At 47.5% G+C, this 15,869-nt stretch carries 16 protein-coding genes and 1 pseudogene; 10 read left to right on the forward strand and 7 right to left on the reverse strand.

The genetic code is table 11. The features are described 5' to 3' along the window. Window positions 1-60: 60 nt before the first annotated feature. On the reverse strand, window positions 61-327 hold the full coding sequence (locus tag QUA71_RS16280; protein ID WP_333286473.1) for a hypothetical protein: 267 nt from the start codon (window positions 325-327) through the stop codon (window positions 61-63). Here QUA71_RS16280 and carA point away from each other — a divergent pair. Beyond that, window positions 326-1,483, forward strand: a complete 1,158-nt coding sequence (carA, locus tag QUA71_RS16285; protein WP_333286475.1) for a glutamine-hydrolyzing carbamoyl-phosphate synthase small subunit — start codon at window positions 326-328, stop codon at window positions 1,481-1,483. The two genes, QUA71_RS16280 and carA, sit on opposite strands and share 2 nt — an antisense overlap. 160 nt (window positions 1,484-1,643) lie before the next feature. Next, window positions 1,644-2,000: an STAS domain-containing protein gene (locus tag QUA71_RS16290; protein ID WP_015176627.1), complete on the forward strand. Its 357-nt coding sequence runs from the start codon at window positions 1,644-1,646 to the stop codon at window positions 1,998-2,000. On the opposite strand, the gene QUA71_RS16295 is transcribed toward QUA71_RS16290, so the two are convergent. Next, window positions 1,987-2,298: a hypothetical protein gene (locus tag QUA71_RS16295; RefSeq protein WP_333286478.1), complete on the reverse strand. Its 312-nt coding sequence runs from the start codon at window positions 2,296-2,298 to the stop codon at window positions 1,987-1,989. The genes QUA71_RS16290 and QUA71_RS16295 overlap by 14 nt on opposite strands. A gap of 100 nt (window positions 2,299-2,398) precedes the next feature. Here QUA71_RS16295 and QUA71_RS16300 point away from each other — a divergent pair, with 100 nt between their 5' ends. From QUA71_RS16300 to QUA71_RS16310, 3 genes are all read left to right on the forward strand, one after another. After that, window positions 2,399-2,845: a Mini-ribonuclease 3 gene (locus QUA71_RS16300; protein WP_006632383.1), complete on the forward strand. Its 447-nt coding sequence runs from the start codon at window positions 2,399-2,401 to the stop codon at window positions 2,843-2,845. Window positions 2,846-3,108: 263 nt separating this feature from the next. Beyond that, entirely contained in the window at window positions 3,109-4,488 is a 1,380-nt protein-coding gene (gene rlmB / locus QUA71_RS16305; RefSeq protein WP_333286480.1) for a 23S rRNA (guanosine(2251)-2'-O)-methyltransferase RlmB, read from the forward strand. Between the two features lie 296 nt (window positions 4,489-4,784). Further along, entirely contained in the window at window positions 4,785-5,063 is a 279-nt protein-coding gene (locus QUA71_RS16310) for a DUF1816 domain-containing protein (protein ID WP_333286482.1), read from the forward strand. A 132-nt stretch (window positions 5,064-5,195) separates the two neighbouring features. Here the strand turns inward: QUA71_RS16310 and QUA71_RS16315 are convergent, their stop codons facing one another. From QUA71_RS16315 to QUA71_RS16325, 3 genes are all read right to left on the reverse strand, one after another. Continuing rightward, a complete protein-coding gene (locus QUA71_RS16315) occupies window positions 5,196-6,032 on the reverse strand; it encodes an alpha/beta hydrolase (protein ID WP_333286484.1) in 837 nt (278 codons plus the stop codon). Window positions 6,033-6,088: 56 nt separating this feature from the next. Beyond that, window positions 6,089-7,390, reverse strand: a complete 1,302-nt coding sequence (locus QUA71_RS16320) for a serine hydrolase (protein ID WP_333286486.1) — start codon at window positions 7,388-7,390, stop codon at window positions 6,089-6,091. Window positions 7,391-7,611: 221 nt separating this feature from the next. Beyond that, window positions 7,612-8,067 carry a helix-turn-helix domain-containing protein gene (locus QUA71_RS16325; protein ID WP_039886916.1) on the reverse strand — a complete coding sequence of 152 codons (456 nt, stop codon included), beginning with the start codon at window positions 8,065-8,067 and terminating at the stop codon, window positions 7,612-7,614. A 687-nt stretch (window positions 8,068-8,754) separates the two neighbouring features. Between QUA71_RS16325 and QUA71_RS16330 the strand changes: the two are divergent. The 3 genes and pseudogenes from QUA71_RS16330 (at window position 8,755) to QUA71_RS16340 (ending at window position 13,124) form a co-directional block, all read left to right on the forward strand. After that, window positions 8,755-9,857: pseudogene (locus tag QUA71_RS16330) on the forward strand (ISAs1 family transposase). 629 nt (window positions 9,858-10,486) lie between these two features. Continuing rightward, the gene (gene gatA / locus QUA71_RS16335; RefSeq protein ID WP_333286488.1) at window positions 10,487-11,947 is read left to right on the forward strand and encodes an Asp-tRNA(Asn)/Glu-tRNA(Gln) amidotransferase subunit GatA; all 1,461 of its coding nucleotides are present in this window, start codon (window positions 10,487-10,489) and stop codon (window positions 11,945-11,947) included. Between the two features lie 118 nt (window positions 11,948-12,065). Next, entirely contained in the window at window positions 12,066-13,124 is a 1,059-nt protein-coding gene (locus QUA71_RS16340; RefSeq protein WP_333286490.1) for an alpha/beta fold hydrolase, read from the forward strand. 104 nt (window positions 13,125-13,228) lie between these two features. Here QUA71_RS16340 and QUA71_RS16345 read toward each other — a convergent pair whose 3' ends face one another. Together QUA71_RS16345 and QUA71_RS16350 are read right to left on the reverse strand one after the other, a co-directional pair. Next, a complete protein-coding gene (locus QUA71_RS16345) occupies window positions 13,229-13,933 on the reverse strand; it encodes a pentapeptide repeat-containing protein (RefSeq protein ID WP_333286492.1) in 705 nt (234 codons plus the stop codon). A gap of 244 nt (window positions 13,934-14,177) precedes the next feature. After that, a complete protein-coding gene (locus tag QUA71_RS16350; protein ID WP_333286494.1) occupies window positions 14,178-14,387 on the reverse strand; it encodes a hypothetical protein in 210 nt (69 codons plus the stop codon). 170 nt (window positions 14,388-14,557) lie between these two features. Here QUA71_RS16350 and QUA71_RS16355 point away from each other — a divergent pair, with 170 nt between their 5' ends. Continuing rightward, window positions 14,558-15,208, forward strand: coding sequence for an ATP-binding protein (locus tag QUA71_RS16355; protein ID WP_333286496.1), 651 nt, complete (start codon window positions 14,558-14,560; stop codon window positions 15,206-15,208). Window positions 15,209-15,505: 297 nt separating this feature from the next. Further along, window positions 15,506-15,844 carry a DUF3593 domain-containing protein gene (locus QUA71_RS16360; RefSeq protein WP_190656609.1) on the forward strand — a complete coding sequence of 113 codons (339 nt, stop codon included), beginning with the start codon at window positions 15,506-15,508 and terminating at the stop codon, window positions 15,842-15,844. The last annotated feature ends 25 nt before the right edge of the window (window positions 15,845-15,869 follow it).

The following is a 15,869-nucleotide window of genomic DNA, read 5'->3' on the forward strand; positions in this document are numbered from 1 at the left end:
GTTTTTGAGTAACAGCTTGCCGGATATTCAAAGGCAGCTACTTTTGGCTGCAATCATTTTTTAGTCTAAACTACAGTCATAAGCTGCTGGCAGATAAATTGCTGCCCCAGAGGGAGATGGAGAGACTAGGAGATGCCGAGGGTGGGGAGTGGGAGAATTTGCACCTGTTGCTGCTTTTTGATTACCTGTTGCTTCTGCCTCGGGCATAGGTGCCTTGCTTTGCCGAACCCTTGCACAAATTAAAATAATATCTGTATATTGCCGACTAGCATCAAATCGCTGGCAGTGGTAAGAATTAAACCAAACGAAAGTAATTAAGGATGCCATGTCACTTTCAACTGCACAACCCGCTCTCCTAGTCCTGGCTGACGGTACTGCTTACCGCGGCTGGTCGTTTGGCGCTGACGCCACCGTCGTTGGCGAGGTAGTATTTAATACGGGAATGACGGGCTACCAAGAAGTATTGACCGATCCCAGCTATTGCGGTCAAATTGTAACTTTTACTTATCCAGAATTGGGCAATACCGGGGTAAATCTCGAAGACGAAGAATCCTCGCGCCCGCAAATTCGAGGTGCGATCGCCCGCAACGTATGCAGCCGCCCCAGCAACTGGCGCTGCTCGCAATCTCTGCAAGACTACCTGAAACAGTACGATATCCCCGGCATTTACGGGATCGACACCCGCGCCCTCACTCGCAAAATTCGCACGGTGGGAGCGATCAACGGTGGCATTTCTACCACGATTCTCGACCAGGCAGAGCTTTTGGAGCTAGTACAGGACGCCCCCAGCATGGACGGGCTGAATCTAGTCCAGGAAGTCACCACTCGCGAGGTTTACGAGTGGTCTGAAGGCACGGACTCGATTTGGGAGTTCAGTCCTACAGTCAAACCTGCTAGCGGCGAAATGTGGACGGTGGTAGCGCTAGACTTTGGGATCAAGCGCAACATCCTGCGGCGTCTGGCGAGTTACGGGTGTCGGGTCATCGTTGTCCCGGCTGACACGTCGCCGGAGGAAATCCTCAAATACAACCCGGACGGCATTTTTCTGTCCAACGGCCCTGGAGATCCGGCGGCGGTAACGGAAGGGATCGCGACTGCGAAAGCTTTGTTAAAGTCGGACAAACCCGTATTCGGCATCTGCATGGGACACCAAATTTTGGGACTTTCCTTGGGTGCAGAAACTTTTAAACTTAAGTTCGGCCACCGGGGATTGAATCATCCAGCGGGTTTAACTCAGCAAGTAGAAATTACTAGCCAAAATCACGGTTTTGCCATTAACCCCGATTCCCTAGTCCCCGAAGTAGAAATTACTCATCTCAATTTGAACGATCGCACCGTAGCCGGATTGAAGCATAAAACTCTGCCACTGTTCTCAGTGCAGTACCACCCAGAAGCCAGTCCGGGCCCGCACGACGCCGATTATTTATTCGATCGATTCGTGCAGTCAATGCGAGACAATCAGAAAGTAGCCAGCAGTAAGTAGTCAGCAGTCAGCAGTCAGCAGTCAACCGCTAATGACTGCTGCCTCAAAAAAACTAAAAACCACTGACCAAAAAAAAGTGTAGACAAAAGACCAAAAAACTCCTATAATGAAGCCTCGACTTTAAGCCATATCTAGCTAGGAGGGTGTCATTCCTGAGTCATTGACCCTGACCGTTAGCCTCAGAGGCACTCGCGAAGTCAGGAATAACTGTCAGTTATTTCGCCTGACGGGCCTGCTGGACGCTTTTTCTGAGGCAACTTTTCGGAAGGTAATAAGCAAATGTATTGACGAGGGCCCAAAACACGTAATTTTGGACTTGTCTCAGATAGACTTTGTGGATAGTTCAGGCTTGGGCGCACTTGTGCAACTTGTCAAAAAAGCCCAAACCTTGGAGGGGACATTGCAAATTGTCTCAAATCCCCGCGTAACTCAGACTGTTAAACTGGTTCGCTTAGAGAAATTTTTGTCTTTGCAGCCTTCGGTTGATGAGGCGGTAAAAAACGTCAAGGATGCTTGACGCCAAAGTGGATTAAATTAGCTATCCGGTTCTCAACGCTGGATAGCAAATTTTTATTTTTTTGCGGGTAAGACAATACGGATTTAGCCAGAAGCTGTGACACGCGCCAGCCGCTATTTCCCCGATGCTTAGAGTTTCGGTGGATGGGCAGTAAAATATGTGTGGCAAACACGCGGAAAAATGGTATAAAAATTAGAGCATCCCGATTTGGTAAAAAGCCTTTTTTAGGAGTGCGATTAGGAGTGCGATCGTCTTTGCGCCAAGCTTTGTCTATATATCTCGCTTCGTGATCTGACAACGAACACTCCTGTGAAAGCTATAATTGCTGAAGTAACGAAAGACGAAATAAGTAAGTGACTAGAAAAACCAAGCTGTGCGGAAGTTTTATTTAAAAAAGTATGTCGCCGATCGCAGATGACGGGCTCAAACTGAGTCTGACGGATATCAGTTTAAATCGAGTGCATCCTGCGAGGGCTACACCAGCAGAAATAGAAAGGATTTCGCCCGCAGCCTGGGCATATTTGGGAGATGCAGTGTACGAACTCTACGTTCGCAGTTCGTACTTAGTCCCACCCAAAAAATTGCAAGCTTATCACGAATTGGTGGTGGGGCAAGTACGAGCCGAAACTCAAGCGCGTCACTTGCGATCGCTCTCTCCTTACTTGAACAGTACAGAATTAGCAATTGTCAAGCGCGGCCGCAATGCTGCAGCGGGTCGTTCTAAACGAGCAGATCCAGAGATATACCAACAAGCCAGCAGCTTAGAAACCTTGGTCGGATATTTGTATCTCACCGATCCCGAAAGATTGACCGAACTTCTGGGACTTTTAGATCTTGAGACTTAAAGGATTAAGCAGTTAAGAGTTGGGAATGGGGAAGGATTAATTAACCATCCTTGCACGGCTAACATACAACCGCAAAAATCTCGATCGGCAAAACAGGATTTATCAGTTATTAACTAGCAATTTGAACACAGCAAAATCCTTGCTCCCTCCCTAGAATATCTAAAATCTCAAAGCCCCAAGATTGCTCCCTCAATCAAGAATCTCAAGTCTACAATCTACAATCCATTAGCCTTTAGCTAAAACGTTTTGACCACAAGAAACCAATGAGAAAATTTACCAGACCAAACTCCTCGCGATCGAATTCCGACAGCAAGCCATTCAAAAGCGAAGGCCGCCGTCAGGACTCAGAACCATCCTCTGCCCGCTTTGAACGCAAGCCCCGTCCCGAAACTCGCGGAGTAGACGCGCCTCAAAAGCGATCGACCTTCGCTCCGCAATCGCGAGAAATGCCCGTGAGAGCAATTTTCAAACGGAGAGCCGATTCCGACAGCCAACCATCCCTTCGCAGAAATAATACTTTCCAAGACAGAGACAGCAGCCCGCAGGAATCCCGGGGCAATTATTACCAAGACAGAGACAGCAGCCCGCAGCCGGCCCGCAACAATTTCCGAGACAGAGACAGAGACAGCAGCCCGCAGCCGGCCCGCAACAATTTCCGAGACAGAGACAGAGACAGCAGCCCGCAGCCGGCCCGCAACAATTTCCGAGACAGAGACAGAGACAGCAGACCGCAGGAATCCAGGGGCAATTATTACAAAGACAGAGACAAAGACAATAGCCCGCAGGAATTCCGGGGCAACCATTTCAGAGACAGAGACAAGGACAGAGACACTCGCCCTGTTGACAGTGCCTCAAATACAGTCGTGCAACCAGACGCAGACACAGACGACATGATTTACGGCCGCCATGCGGTGCAAGCAGCTTTAGAAACAAACCAAGTGCTCAACCGGATTTGGGTTGTCCCCCACCTGCGCTACGATCCCCGCTTTCACAGCTTGCTAACCGAAGCCAAGGCCAACGGCAGCATCATTGATGAAGTTGACGATTTGCGCCTCGACTACATCACGCGCAAGGCAAACCACCAAGGCGTAGCGGCTCAAGTATCAGCCCACGAATACCTTGATTTGAGCGAACTGATAGCAAAGGCTAAGTCGGCTTGCGAAGATCCAGTAATTGTGGTAGCCGAAGGACTCAACGACCCGCACAATCTAGGGGCGATCATTCGCACCGCAGAAGCATTGGGATCTCAGGGCATGGTGATTCCGCAGCGACGAGCTGTTGGGGTTACCTCGGCAGTGAGAAAAGTGGCAGCAGGGGCATTGGAAAGCCTGCCCGTGGCGAGGGTTGTCAATCTTAACCGGGCGCTGGAAGAACTCAAAGAGGCTGGATTCTGGATTTATGGCACTGCAGCAGGCGTCGGTCAATCTGTAGAGACAGTCAAGTTCTCTGGGCCCACTGTTTTAGTGGTAGGTGGTGAAGCTGATGGTTTGAGCCTTTTGATACAGCGCGGATGTGACGGATTAGTTTCAATTCCTTTAAGGGGCAATACTCCTAGCCTGAATGTCTCGGTAGCAACGGGGATGGCTTTATACGAAATTTACCGTCAGCGCGGGCCCAAAAAGTTTCACGTACACGGATCGTAAAGGTGGTTGAAAAAAAGAACACAACAGAGTAGTTTATTGTGAATGCCACTCACAATGGAGTGGCACCACACCCTGAACAAGTAAGGGTAGCCGATCGACTGTCGTTACTTGTTCAGGCGAAAGTAGAAGGGGCTTTGCCCCTAGGTTCAAACAGGAATTCGACACCAATTTATTTAGATATCAGCTTTAAATAGGTTTGGAGCGGTTCTTGGCAGCAGTCAGCCACGTGTAAATAACAGAAGCCTAGGCGTGTTCGCAGCACCCTGAAAACACCGTCAAATACATTAGAAAAGCAGATGAAAGAATTCTTGATTAGCTTGCTCAACTTTTTCGGATTGGCTTGGTGGGTTGAAGTGAAAACTTCAGCGCCGCGGTGCATTTACTATTTTGGCCCGTTCTTAACCAATGGAGAGGCGGAAGCTGCAAAAGCAGGATATGTAGAAGACATAGAAAATGAAGGCGCAGAAGGTGTTAGTGTTTCGATTCAGCGCTGCAAACCTATTACTTTAACGGTTGCAGAAGATTTGGGAAAGCTTGGTGATGGAGGGCTGTGGCCGGTTTTGAGCGGTCAGTAGAAGCAGGGGGAATTTTGAGTTTTGAGAGGGCTACGCTTCCCTCGCAACGCTGTGCGGTTTTGAGTGGTGAGTTGTTGTAACTTCCACACTCAAGAGTGTTGGGTAATAAATTGCTTGTGACAAACTCAAAACTCAACACTCGCAATTGCCAACTGCTTCGGGGTGACTCTCAATCCAGCGATCGATGTCTGCGACTACCCGATCGGGAATTTCCCAGGGAAACAAGTGGGCTGTATTGGGATAGCACTGCCACTGACAGTCGTGCAGGTGGCGGGCGGTTTCTAAACTGGATGCTGAGGTGATGTGCCGATCGGCCTCTCCGGCCAACACCAAGCAGGGACATTGAATGTCGCCGAGGTGGATCAGTCGATCGTATCCAGCCCTCAGAGCGGTATTTAACGCCTTGGTGGCCGTGTTGGAAGTCTTGAGGTAGGCGGGGGTACCTGCCTTTGCTAAGTAGCGGTAAGGGGTGGCGTTATGCTGCTGTATCAAATAGCGAAAGAGCGATCGCCTCGCAAAAGTATCAATATTCCACTGCCAACCGGGTAGGGCCCAATTGATAATTCCGGCTAAACCGGTGTAAAGGTTATCTTGCCAAGAGATGGGAGGGTGACTTCCTCGCGGTTTGGCTGCTGATGCAAGTAGAATCAAACCGGTGACTCGCTGGGGATATTTCATGGCTAATTCCAGGGCTAAAATCCCTCCCAAAGACCATCCGATCACCAAACACCGATCGACTCCTAATCTGTCTAATAGTGCTTCTAAATCGACCAGATGATCGGTCATTTCAAAGAAAGTTGAGGTGCGGCTGTTGCCGTAGCCGCGCAAGTCGGGGGCGATCGTTTGGAAGCGTTTTGATAGGTGTTCTGTGAATACCGACATACAATCGCCGGAACCTGGATGGCCGTGCAAGCAGAGAATGGGAAATCCTTTGCCTTTGACGGAAACGCTGAGTTGTTGATGCGGCATTTTTTAACTGTTTGGGCGGTGCGTTGTCCCCCGCTATAAATTGTATATTCCAGCGATTAAAAGTTGGGGTTTCGGACAATGTAATCGGCAATTTTAGAAATAGACTGGCGCATTTGTAGCTCGCCGCTGCGGCTGTCAATCACAGTAATCACATAGGCTTCGTCGTCAACGCTCAGCGCTAAAGTTGTGCCGAGTACCCTAGAATTTTGACCAGTTTTTTCGCCCAACCATTGAGCTTTAGTTCCTTCCAAGGCGGCAAATCCCAGAGCGTGATCGTACTGGCGATTGAGAGTTTCTATTAATAGTTTAGCACCGGGTGTTTCGCCGTTGTAAATTTGCACCATCATTTCGGTGAGTTCGTTAGCAGTCAGGCGGTTGCGACCCGAACCGGGGTTGGAAGGCATAATTTTTGCCCCCATCAACTTGAAGTTGACGCGGGTGACTTCGTAGCCGCTGTTATCTAAATATTGATTGATGTAATCCGATCCCAAATAATCGATTAGTTGATTGGTGGCGATATTGCTGCTGCGATAGATCATTTCTTCTAACAGTAGCTGTAGCGGGTAATTGCGATTGGACCTAATCTTTGCTGATGCGTCTTCGGTGAAATTACCGCGACTGACTAATACTTCCTGGTTCAGACTAATTTTTTCTTTTTCGACTTTTTGCATCAGGGCGACAGCAATCGGCAATTTAATTAAGCTGGCCGGACTGGCAGGAGGCACATCGCCCCGGAGGTTTACGCACTCTCTAGAAAGGTTGCAAACACCGATCGAAGCTTGAGCCGACAAACCGCTTTCCCGGGCAAGCGCACCCAAAAAATCTGATTTTGCTTGCTGCACTTGAAAGGTTGCTGCTGTTAAATTTTCCCGGTATTCTTGAGTTTTTGAAGCAGTGAGGGAAGCTACAAATGAATTTTGAGGAACTTCCTGCAAGTTGTTGAGCGCCTGATGCCAGAAAAATTGAGTTTGCTGCGAAGATTCGATCGACTTATTTTGCTGCCGTTGAGTTTCTACGGCTCGGTTGGCTAAACGGACTGCTTGCTGTAAGTCGTCCTTAGCCCTCTGTTCTACTAATATTTGAGCTTCCACCGCTTGCAACTGCTGTAGCAGTTGTTCTTGAGGATTGGCGGCAACGGGAACTAAGCGCGATAGCAGGGTTGGTTCTGGGGAGGGAGAGGGGGGTTGTTCTAATTCGGTGACGAGCCGATCGCGAATTTTGTAGAGTTCGTCTAGGGAACGCGGGTTAGATGATTGAGAGAATGAACTTGCGATGGTTAACATCTGAACCAGTCCAATGCCGGCTACTACTGCCGCCATCTTGTTGGCGATCGACAAAAAACACCTGATATCTCGCATACTTAACATCCTCAACACCACCACATTCAATATAAGCAGCTATTGTTACATCAGTCAAACGGTTTGAGATTTTAGATGGGAGATTTTAGATTGAAGAACAAATCTCAAATCTCAAATCTCAAATCTCAAATGGTTTTAATCGTGCCAATGTGGCAAAATAATCAAGATAAAGGGAGCGATCGCACCAAAGCAATCAACCCCCTTTAAATATTGGGAACTATCTACTTTTTGCGCCGCCGTCGCCAGTCAGCACCCAACCGCTTGAGGTAATCCCAGCCGCGTTGGGGCCAGACATGATCGCTACCGATTTTTTCGGCAATCCAGCGAGCTACTTTGGGGCCTGTCCAGTCTCCGCCGTCGGGGGCAGGGCCTTGCAGCGCTTGTCGCAGTTCTTCTTGCTGTTCGGGATTCAGCAAGGATTTCGCAGGAGGGGGCTGGCGGTCTCCGCTGCGATTTCTCACAGAGTTAGGCCCTTCTCGGTTGTAGCGCTGGACAATTTCTTTGGCGTAGTCGTAGTTGAGCCCTACGACTTGCGCTGCTTGTTTGATAGTCCAATTTCTGGAAACTAACAGCAGCAAGTGCCAGCGGCGCGACTCTGTGGTGTTTTGTGCCTGCCGGTAGCGAATTTTGAGTTCCTCTGCCGTCAGGTGGGATTCTAAGTGAGCTTTAGGTGGCATTCCTCCAACGGGGCATCGGGAACTTCTTACCATATATCTTTGGTTTTGGGGATAATTCCGGATGAAATTATTTTCCTGGGGATCGTTCGGGCAAATAAGTAGCTTTTTTTACCCCAGATGCACGCAGCTAGACACTGTTGAGGAAAGACTGCTGTTTTTTTGCAGGTGCGCGCAACAGGAGACCTCGGCGTGGCGGTGAGCGTTCCGAGCTTTTTTGTGAACCCCAGATTTCTGACAGGCTTTTTGACCTCTGGCACAAGGGGCGTGGATCGGAAAAGGTCGATCGCTATTTTCTTCGACCATCGCGCAGCCGCCATTAATTCACTTGGATGACTGATAACTTTCAGTCATTTTTGACTAAAAAAGTGCTTTTCACAATCTGACCCTAATTATTAGGGCATGGGCCGCCATAATCTAATATTTTATTATCATAATTTCTATTTTTAGTTCATTTGTTTCTGAAGTTTTAGGAGCTATTAATTTCGTAAGGAATCAGCTTTAAATGTTTCAGTATCGGCTTTTCAAGGAAATTAGTTTTGAAAAATTTGAGATTTTTATTTGTAAGTAAATATTTTATTAATATCTGAATAATCGCCAAAAAAAAGCAGTTATGACCGCAGGGCTATTTCATTCTAATTAATGACTTGATAAAATAAGAGAGTAATCTTACCAATCCTTCGGCTCAAAATGTCACAGATTGCCATTGTTGAAGCATTTGTAGCTCTTGAAGATTCTCGCCGTCAAGCAGGAGTGCGTCATACTCAAAGCTTAAGCCTAGCCTTGTTTACCCTCGCCGTTGCAGCAGGAAATCGGGGCTTTTTGGCCATTGGAGATTGGATAAAAGCTTACCATGAGGAACTCTTAGAATTATTCACCCCTCCAAAAAGACGCTTACCCTCGTACAGCACGATCCGACGAACATTGCTACGAATTGATGAGCAACGCTATTGTGCCTGCCTGTCCCGTTTTTTTGGGATTGAACCGATCGCCGGAGAAACCATTGCGGTAGACGGCAAAGTTTTGCGAGGGTCTTATGAAGCAATTAATGATGACCCATCAGTGGAGTCTCATCCGGCGATTATGTTAGTGAGTGCGTACATCGTAGAACGAGGGTTAATTCTTGAACCCTACGAGGTAGATTCAAAAACCAATGAAATCACGGCATTACCAGCCTTTATCAAACAAATGGCCCTCAAGGGTGTGGTGTTCGCTTTTGATGCCATCAGTACCCAAAAAAAACCGCTCAAGTTATTGTAGAGAGTGGCAATGACTATATTGGGGCGCTCAAAGGCAACCAATCAGGCCTACTTGCAGCAGTATGCGCCAACTTCGAGGCTCAAGAGACACATCAACAGATAAATTCGGGGCATGGTCGAATTGAAAAACGTACTGTCAGTATTAGTCATCAATTAGATAAAATTCCCAAGTTTCCGGGACTGCAAACCCTGATTCGTATTGAGTCAGAGCGCCAGGTGTATCGGGCCAATATTATTGAATTAAGTTTTGAAACTCGTTATTACGTTGCTTCCTTGATTGAGAAGGCCCAAGAATTTGCAGAGCGGATTCGAGGTTATTGGGGGGTAGAAAACAAAGTTCATTATGTGCGAGATGTAACCCAAGGTGAAGACGCCTCTCGTATTCGGACACCACCTTTGATCCAAATTTGGGCCGTAGCCCGCAATTTTGCACTCAACATATATCGGGACTATGGATTTGCCAATATGGCTCAAGCCCAGCGTCGTGCGGGATTTAGTCTTAACCTACTTAAGGAATTATTTAGAATGAAATAGCCCTGGTTATGACCGGGATTAGTTTATTTTTTATGCCCTCTTTTTCTACCGTAAATCCTGGGTTGCGTCGAAGAAAAGCTGGGTTCTAATATTTTAGAATTTAGATTACAGAATTGGGAATGACCGAAAGCATCCAGGATACAAGCCCCCGGATTCATCCGTCGAGAAATAAAAAACCTGTATCCGATGAAACTTCCCCTCGAATTTATCCGTGCGGTCGATGCTTCAATGCTTCAATCTAAAATCTAAAATCTAAAATCTAAAATCGATTGACTGATTTCCTAATGATTGCGATCTTGCATACACATTCTTGGACGCAGAACCTAATTATGTAGGACCGCACTGCACACCTTGCCCCTTACTCATATAAATTTCGCATCAAACCACTTTTTGCCTAAGTCCTGATACAGTTGCATTCATGGTTTTTTAAAAGATTAGGTAAAAAACTTGCTCGCTATTTTGTGTCCGGTGGGATTTTGGGAATTTAATCTATTGTGGATAAAATGACCGATCGCGCGCTCGAACTTTCGCCACAAAAATAGCGGACTTTGCCTTCGGGCTGTAAGTGCGTGCAATTGCCAGCTATATTAACTGTATTGTCTCAAAGTAGAAATGATAAAGGTACGAGCATGGCATCCATCCGCGAGTTGCACCGACAACTGGTCAATAAAGAACGCTCTGCTGTGGAAATTACTCAAGAAACATTAGACCGAATTACCCAGCTAGAGCCGAAGTTGAAAAGCTTTCTGTGCGTGACGGCAGACAGCGCATTGGCGCAGGCCCATAAAGTGGATGCCCAAATCGCAGCCGGAGAGCAAATTGGCCTGTTGGCCGGCATCCCGATCGCCGTTAAAGATAATATGTGTACCGAGGGCGTTCCCACAACCTGCGCCTCTCGAATTTTGGAGAATTTTGTTCCTCCCTACGATGCAACCGTCGTCTCCAAACTCCAAGCAGCCGGTGCGGTGATTGTGGGTAAGGCGAATATGGACGAGTTTGCAATGGGGAGCTCGACAGAAACTTCTGCCTATCAAGTTACCGCGAATCCTTGGGACTTGGAGCGCGTGCCCGGAGGGTCTTCTGGCGGTTCTGCCGCAGCAGTGGCCGCTGGAGAATGCGTCGTGAGTTTGGGTTCGGATACAGGGGGCTCGATCCGCCAACCTGCTGCTTTTTGCGGGTTGGTGGGGCTGAAACCGACTTATGGGTTGGTTTCTCGCTACGGTTTGGTGGCCTATGCTTCTTCTCTCGATCAAATCGGGCCCTTTGGCCGGACTGTTGAGGATACGGCGATTTTGTTGGGGGCGATCGCCGGTTACGATCCGAGAGATTCCACGAGTCTTAATGTCCCAATTCCTGACTACGCTCAAGCTTTAAGACCAAGTTTGCGACCGAAGGGTCAGATTAGAATTGGTGTAATTAAAGAAACTTTTGGTGTAGGGCTCGACTCGGGGGTTAAAGAAGCGGTTACTAAGGCGATCGAGCAATTTCAACAATTGGGCGCAGAAATTCAAGTCATTTCTTGTCCCCGGTTCCGCTACGGTTTGCCCACTTACTACATCATTGCTCCCTCGGAAGCTTCGGCAAATTTGGCGCGATATGATGGAGTCAAATACGGTTTCCGGTCTCCAGATCCCGATAATCTTTTGGATATGTATGCCAAAACCCGCTCTCAAGGGTTCGGTGCGGAAGTTAAACGCCGGATTGCGATCGGCACTTACGTATTGTCGGCTGGATATTACGATGCCTATTATCTAAAAGCTCAAAAAGTTCGGACTTTGATTAAAGAAGACTTTGAAAAAGCTTTTTCTCAAGTTGATGTTTTAGTCTGTCCCACTGCTCCTACTACCGCATTTAAGGCAGGCGAAAAATTCAACGACCCCCTGAGTATGTATTTGTCAGATTTGATGACTATTCCCGTGAATCTTGCTGGTTTGCCAGCTTTGAATTTGCCCTGCGGATTTGATGATAAAGGACTGCCCGTGGGTATACAACTGATTAGTAATGTTTTGCAAGAATCTCGGTTGTTTCAAGTGGCTCACGCTTACGAACAGTCTACGAATTGGCACTTACACCACCCGGAATTGCATTAATTTTTGAAAATCGGCGGAATGCTGCGGCGGAAGTTAGTAATCGATCTTGGCTAATTGTCTGAATTAATCATTTGCCATTAGCTTTTGAGCGATCTCTACTTTCCCGCGTGCTCTATCTATGAACAATTTGCTAGTATTCCTTTTGTCTAAATCGCTAATAGCTTTTGGGATAGTTTTTGCCGTTGCTTATTCTGCTGCTTGTGTATTCCTATTTGTAGCGCAAGGTAAGTTTATCTTTTTTCCTGCGCGGGCGATCGAAACTACGCCAGATGATTTTCAGTTGAAATATCAAGATGTCTCGCTGCCAATTCCAACTAAAACAGGCGCGGTGGACAGCGTGCACGGGTGGTGGATTCCTGCCTCGGAAAATCCCCCCAGCCCGCCCCTAGCAAGGGGTGGAGCAAGAAAGGGGGAGGCTGTTCCCTCTGTTAACACCGGAGACTCGGATACCCCCCCCAGCCCCCCCTTGCCAAGGGGGGCAGCTAGAGGAGTCGGAACGTCCCCGCAAAGTGAGAGACCGGCATTCGCTCCGGTTCCCGCCCTTAACAAGGGGGGGTTAGGGGGGGTAGTTTTGTACCTGCACGGCAATGCTTCAAATGTGGGAGCAAATGTCGAACACGCTTATCGATTTCATCGATTAGGTTTTTCGGTATTTGTGATGGATTATCGCGGTTATGGAAAAAGCCAGGGCGATTTTCCGAGTGAATCTCAGGTTTATGAGGATGCTCAACTTGCTTGGGATTATTTGGTGAAACAGCGGGGGATTAACCCGAATCAAATTTATCTCTACGGTCATTCTTTGGGAGGGGCGATCGCGATCGATCTAGCCGTGCGCCACCCGGAGGCGGCAGGGTTAATCGTAGAAGGCTCTTTTACTTCGACGCGGGCGATGGTTAATTTCCAAAAAGGGCTGTTTTGGATGTTTCCGATCGATCTTTTGCTGACACAGCGGTTTGATTCTCTTTCAAAAGTCGATCGCCTGCAAATGCCCGTGCTGTTTATTCACGGGACTGCTGACAATGTAGTTCCTGTAGAAATGAGCAAAAAACTGTTTGATGCAGCACCTGAGCCCAAACAGCTTTACATAGTTCCTGAGGGAGGTCACACTAATGTGGCACAGATCGGGGGCGCAGAATATCTGCAAATACTGAGCCAATTTTTAGGTTCTTCAAAGTAGATAAAAGCTATTGGCGGTAACAGGTTAAGTTTGATATCTGTACCGCCTGCTGGCACTTCTAACAGTACATATCTAAAGCGGAGCAGTTATCCCGATGATACCGCTTACTGCAACCTTAATACATTCAGCCACCAGTCAGTCAAGGCATAGCAGTAATTGCAGTAATTGTTCGTGCTTATAACTTGTTCTTTCTTAACTCCGCAGCCTCGCCGAGATGTTTTTTGGTCTGGCATCCGGGCGCCGCAGAGATTGGCATCTGTGAGATTAGCTTTGTTCAATCTCGCATCCCTCAAGTCCGCCGATCTAAGGTCGGCACCGCTGAGATTTGCACCGCTTAAATCGGCTTCTTGGAGGTCGGCACCGCTGAGATTTGCACCGCTTAAATCGGCATTTCTCAGGTCGGTTCTACTTAGTTTAGCGGCGCTCAAATTACTGCATTTTAAATTAGCCAACTGGAGGGATGCGTCTCGCAGAAAACTCTCGCTGAGGTTAGCATTTTCTAAGTTAGCTCCCCTGATGTCGGCCCTGCTCAGGTCGGCTTTGCTGAGGTCGGCGTCAGCCAAAAAGGCGTTTCTCATGTTGGCGTTGTTTAAATTAGCTTCCATTAAGTCAGCCGCAGTCAAGTCGGCATCAACTAAGTCGGCCCTGCTGAGAGTGGCGCGGCTCAAGGAAGCGCCAAACAAATCTGCACGGCTCAAGGAAGCGCCAAATAAGTCGCATCCGGGACATCCTCTGGTTTCTAGCAGCCGCTTGACTAGAGACAGATTTTGAGCTTGTAAGGGAAGTGCGGCGCAAAATGGGAGTAGCATTATCGCTGCAGTCAGAATTTTCAGTTTGATTTTGGTCATAGTCTGGGTAAGTCCTGTAACTGCCTTTCATCACCGATTTGTCTGCTGGACTTACGTGCGGGGGACCAAAAACCCGGTTTCCTCGTTAGTTCCTCGCTGTCAAACCCAATATTCTAAGCAGAAACAGGGTTGTTTGCGTAAGTCCTAGTCTAGTGGATGGACGTGAATCGACGGTGTAAGGTTCGATCGCGCTCACGGATATTACTTACGCGTTGGGGATGAAAGCCCGCACATCAAGGCTCCGCGGCAGCGAGCGGCGAACGGCCGGAGGCGCTAAATGCCAGGGATTGGGGAGCGTGCGACGGCGGCGACAAGTGGCCGACTCGGACAACGGATAAGTATTTGTAAGGGATGCAGTTGGATTTTGCTGCCGAGGGCGATCGTTCTCCGTACAGGCGATAGGTAAATAAGCCAATTGGCTTAGACTCTTAAGACATATTGCTGATGCGCTGCCTTCTCTAAAAAAGATAGCATTTTTGTATGATCCCCGAAAGAATACCGAGCAAGCAAGTATAAAAAAAATACCTGGTGTCTCGGCGGGTGGGAAAATTGGGTACAGCTAATACTTTCATACGAGGAAAATAGATGTCCAACAGCATAGATCAACTTGCAGAAGGCGGCAGGGGGATCAAACTCATGTGGCAGATTGCAGACGAGCTAAGTTACACCCGGACTCTCGACAATCGAAATTGTTTGTCGCTGACCAAAACTTACGAAGTAGAAAATCGCAATCGCTCCCAAAATATAAAAAAAGCTAGCGTTTTAGATGGGTTAATGAATTTATTAAACACCTGGGATTGGCAGACTGAAAAACAGCAGGAAGAAGATCTGCATGAAACTTGTATTCAACATATTAGCCTGCAAGTCAACACAGATGTCAATGCTTTAACCCAAGTTTTGTTGTGGTTTGAACAGTTGAAAGATCTATCGCTCCCCAATGAAGTGTGGTGGAACTTTCAGTTGGCTTTAGCCGAAGGTTTCACTAATGCAGTTCGCCACGCTCACAAAAATCTGCCAGTAGAAACTCCTGTTCAACTGGAAATTAGGGTATTTAAGGGACGGTTGGAACTCAAAGTTTGGGATTGCGGCCCGTGTTTTGATTTTGATGCTAAGCTGAAGGAAATTCTGGCAGCAGATAGAAATAACGGCTTGGATTTAGAGGTTGTGAACGATACTTGCTTGATGCCTACCAGACAGAAAACTGTGGAACAGTCTCTATTTCTAATTGCTGGATAGCTTGGGAGTGAGGGACAATTAACAGACTGGCACGGTGAAAAATGTGTTATGCTAAAAACGGTGTTAGGGGAAAAGTTACGGGTTTTGTCTCCGCGTGGGTGAGGGGTTTTGAATACTGCCGACCTGCTGCGGCTTGGTTTAAGAGCTATGGTCTTGGGTGACTCTATAGCGGTTCGATAGAAACGGGTGCATCTGTCTAATTAAATATTAAAAACTAAATATCAAAAGTTAAAAATTATTCACACTAATTTTTGAGCTTTTAATTTATCATAGTATCTGGTCGCTCGCCAATTACTAATGATTTCCAAAGAAACTTTATTTGTTCTGTCTCTATTTCCCTACTTGGGATTTCTCTGGTTTCTGACTCGCTCGGGAAAAACACCCCGTTTAGCTCTGATGGGATTTTACGGCACTCTCGTTTTTGTGGCTGTGACTATTCCCGCCGCAATTTACGCAAAAGTTGCCTACAACGAGTCGCTAGCAAATGTCGATTGGCTGCACGGTTCTGCAGAACTATTCTTAACAATTGCCAATATTTTATTAGTTTTAGGCTTTAGAGAAGCGGTGATTAAAGCCAAAGCATCGTCACAGAAGGGCGGCGAGGAGCCAGAGTGTCTTTTAGATGGGGGAGAATAGCCGAGCTCATCTCAGTTTTGTATTT

This window comes from Microcoleus sp. MON1_C5, assembly GCF_036701875.1.
Taxonomy (GTDB): Bacteria; Cyanobacteriota; Cyanobacteriia; order Cyanobacteriales; family Microcoleaceae; genus Microcoleus.

Bases quoted from the DNA above. Each gene is read 5' to 3' on its own strand.
- carA (WP_333286475.1), top strand. From the start codon at position 326: ATGTCACTTTCAACTGCACAACCCGCTCTCCTAGTCCTGGCTGACGGT.
- QUA71_RS16280 (WP_333286473.1), bottom strand. From the start codon at position 327: ATGGCATCCTTAATTACTTTCGTTTGGTTTAATTCTTACCACTGCCAG.
- QUA71_RS16300 (WP_006632383.1), top strand. From the start codon at position 2,399: ATGTCGCCGATCGCAGATGACGGGCTCAAACTGAGTCTGACGGATATC.
- rlmB (WP_333286480.1), top strand. From the start codon at position 3,109: ATGAGAAAATTTACCAGACCAAACTCCTCGCGATCGAATTCCGACAGC.
- QUA71_RS16310 (WP_333286482.1), top strand. From the start codon at position 4,785: ATGAAAGAATTCTTGATTAGCTTGCTCAACTTTTTCGGATTGGCTTGG.
- QUA71_RS16315 (WP_333286484.1), bottom strand. From the start codon at position 6,032: ATGCCGCATCAACAACTCAGCGTTTCCGTCAAAGGCAAAGGATTTCCC.
- QUA71_RS16320 (WP_333286486.1), bottom strand. From the start codon at position 7,390: ATGCGAGATATCAGGTGTTTTTTGTCGATCGCCAACAAGATGGCGGCA.
- QUA71_RS16325 (WP_039886916.1), bottom strand. From the start codon at position 8,067: ATGCCACCTAAAGCTCACTTAGAATCCCACCTGACGGCAGAGGAACTC.
- gatA (WP_333286488.1), top strand. From the start codon at position 10,487: ATGGCATCCATCCGCGAGTTGCACCGACAACTGGTCAATAAAGAACGC.
- QUA71_RS16340 (WP_333286490.1), top strand. From the start codon at position 12,066: ATGAACAATTTGCTAGTATTCCTTTTGTCTAAATCGCTAATAGCTTTT.
- QUA71_RS16345 (WP_333286492.1), bottom strand. From the start codon at position 13,933: ATGCTACTCCCATTTTGCGCCGCACTTCCCTTACAAGCTCAAAATCTG.
- QUA71_RS16355 (WP_333286496.1), top strand. From the start codon at position 14,558: ATGTCCAACAGCATAGATCAACTTGCAGAAGGCGGCAGGGGGATCAAA.
- QUA71_RS16360 (WP_190656609.1), top strand. From the start codon at position 15,506: ATGATTTCCAAAGAAACTTTATTTGTTCTGTCTCTATTTCCCTACTTG.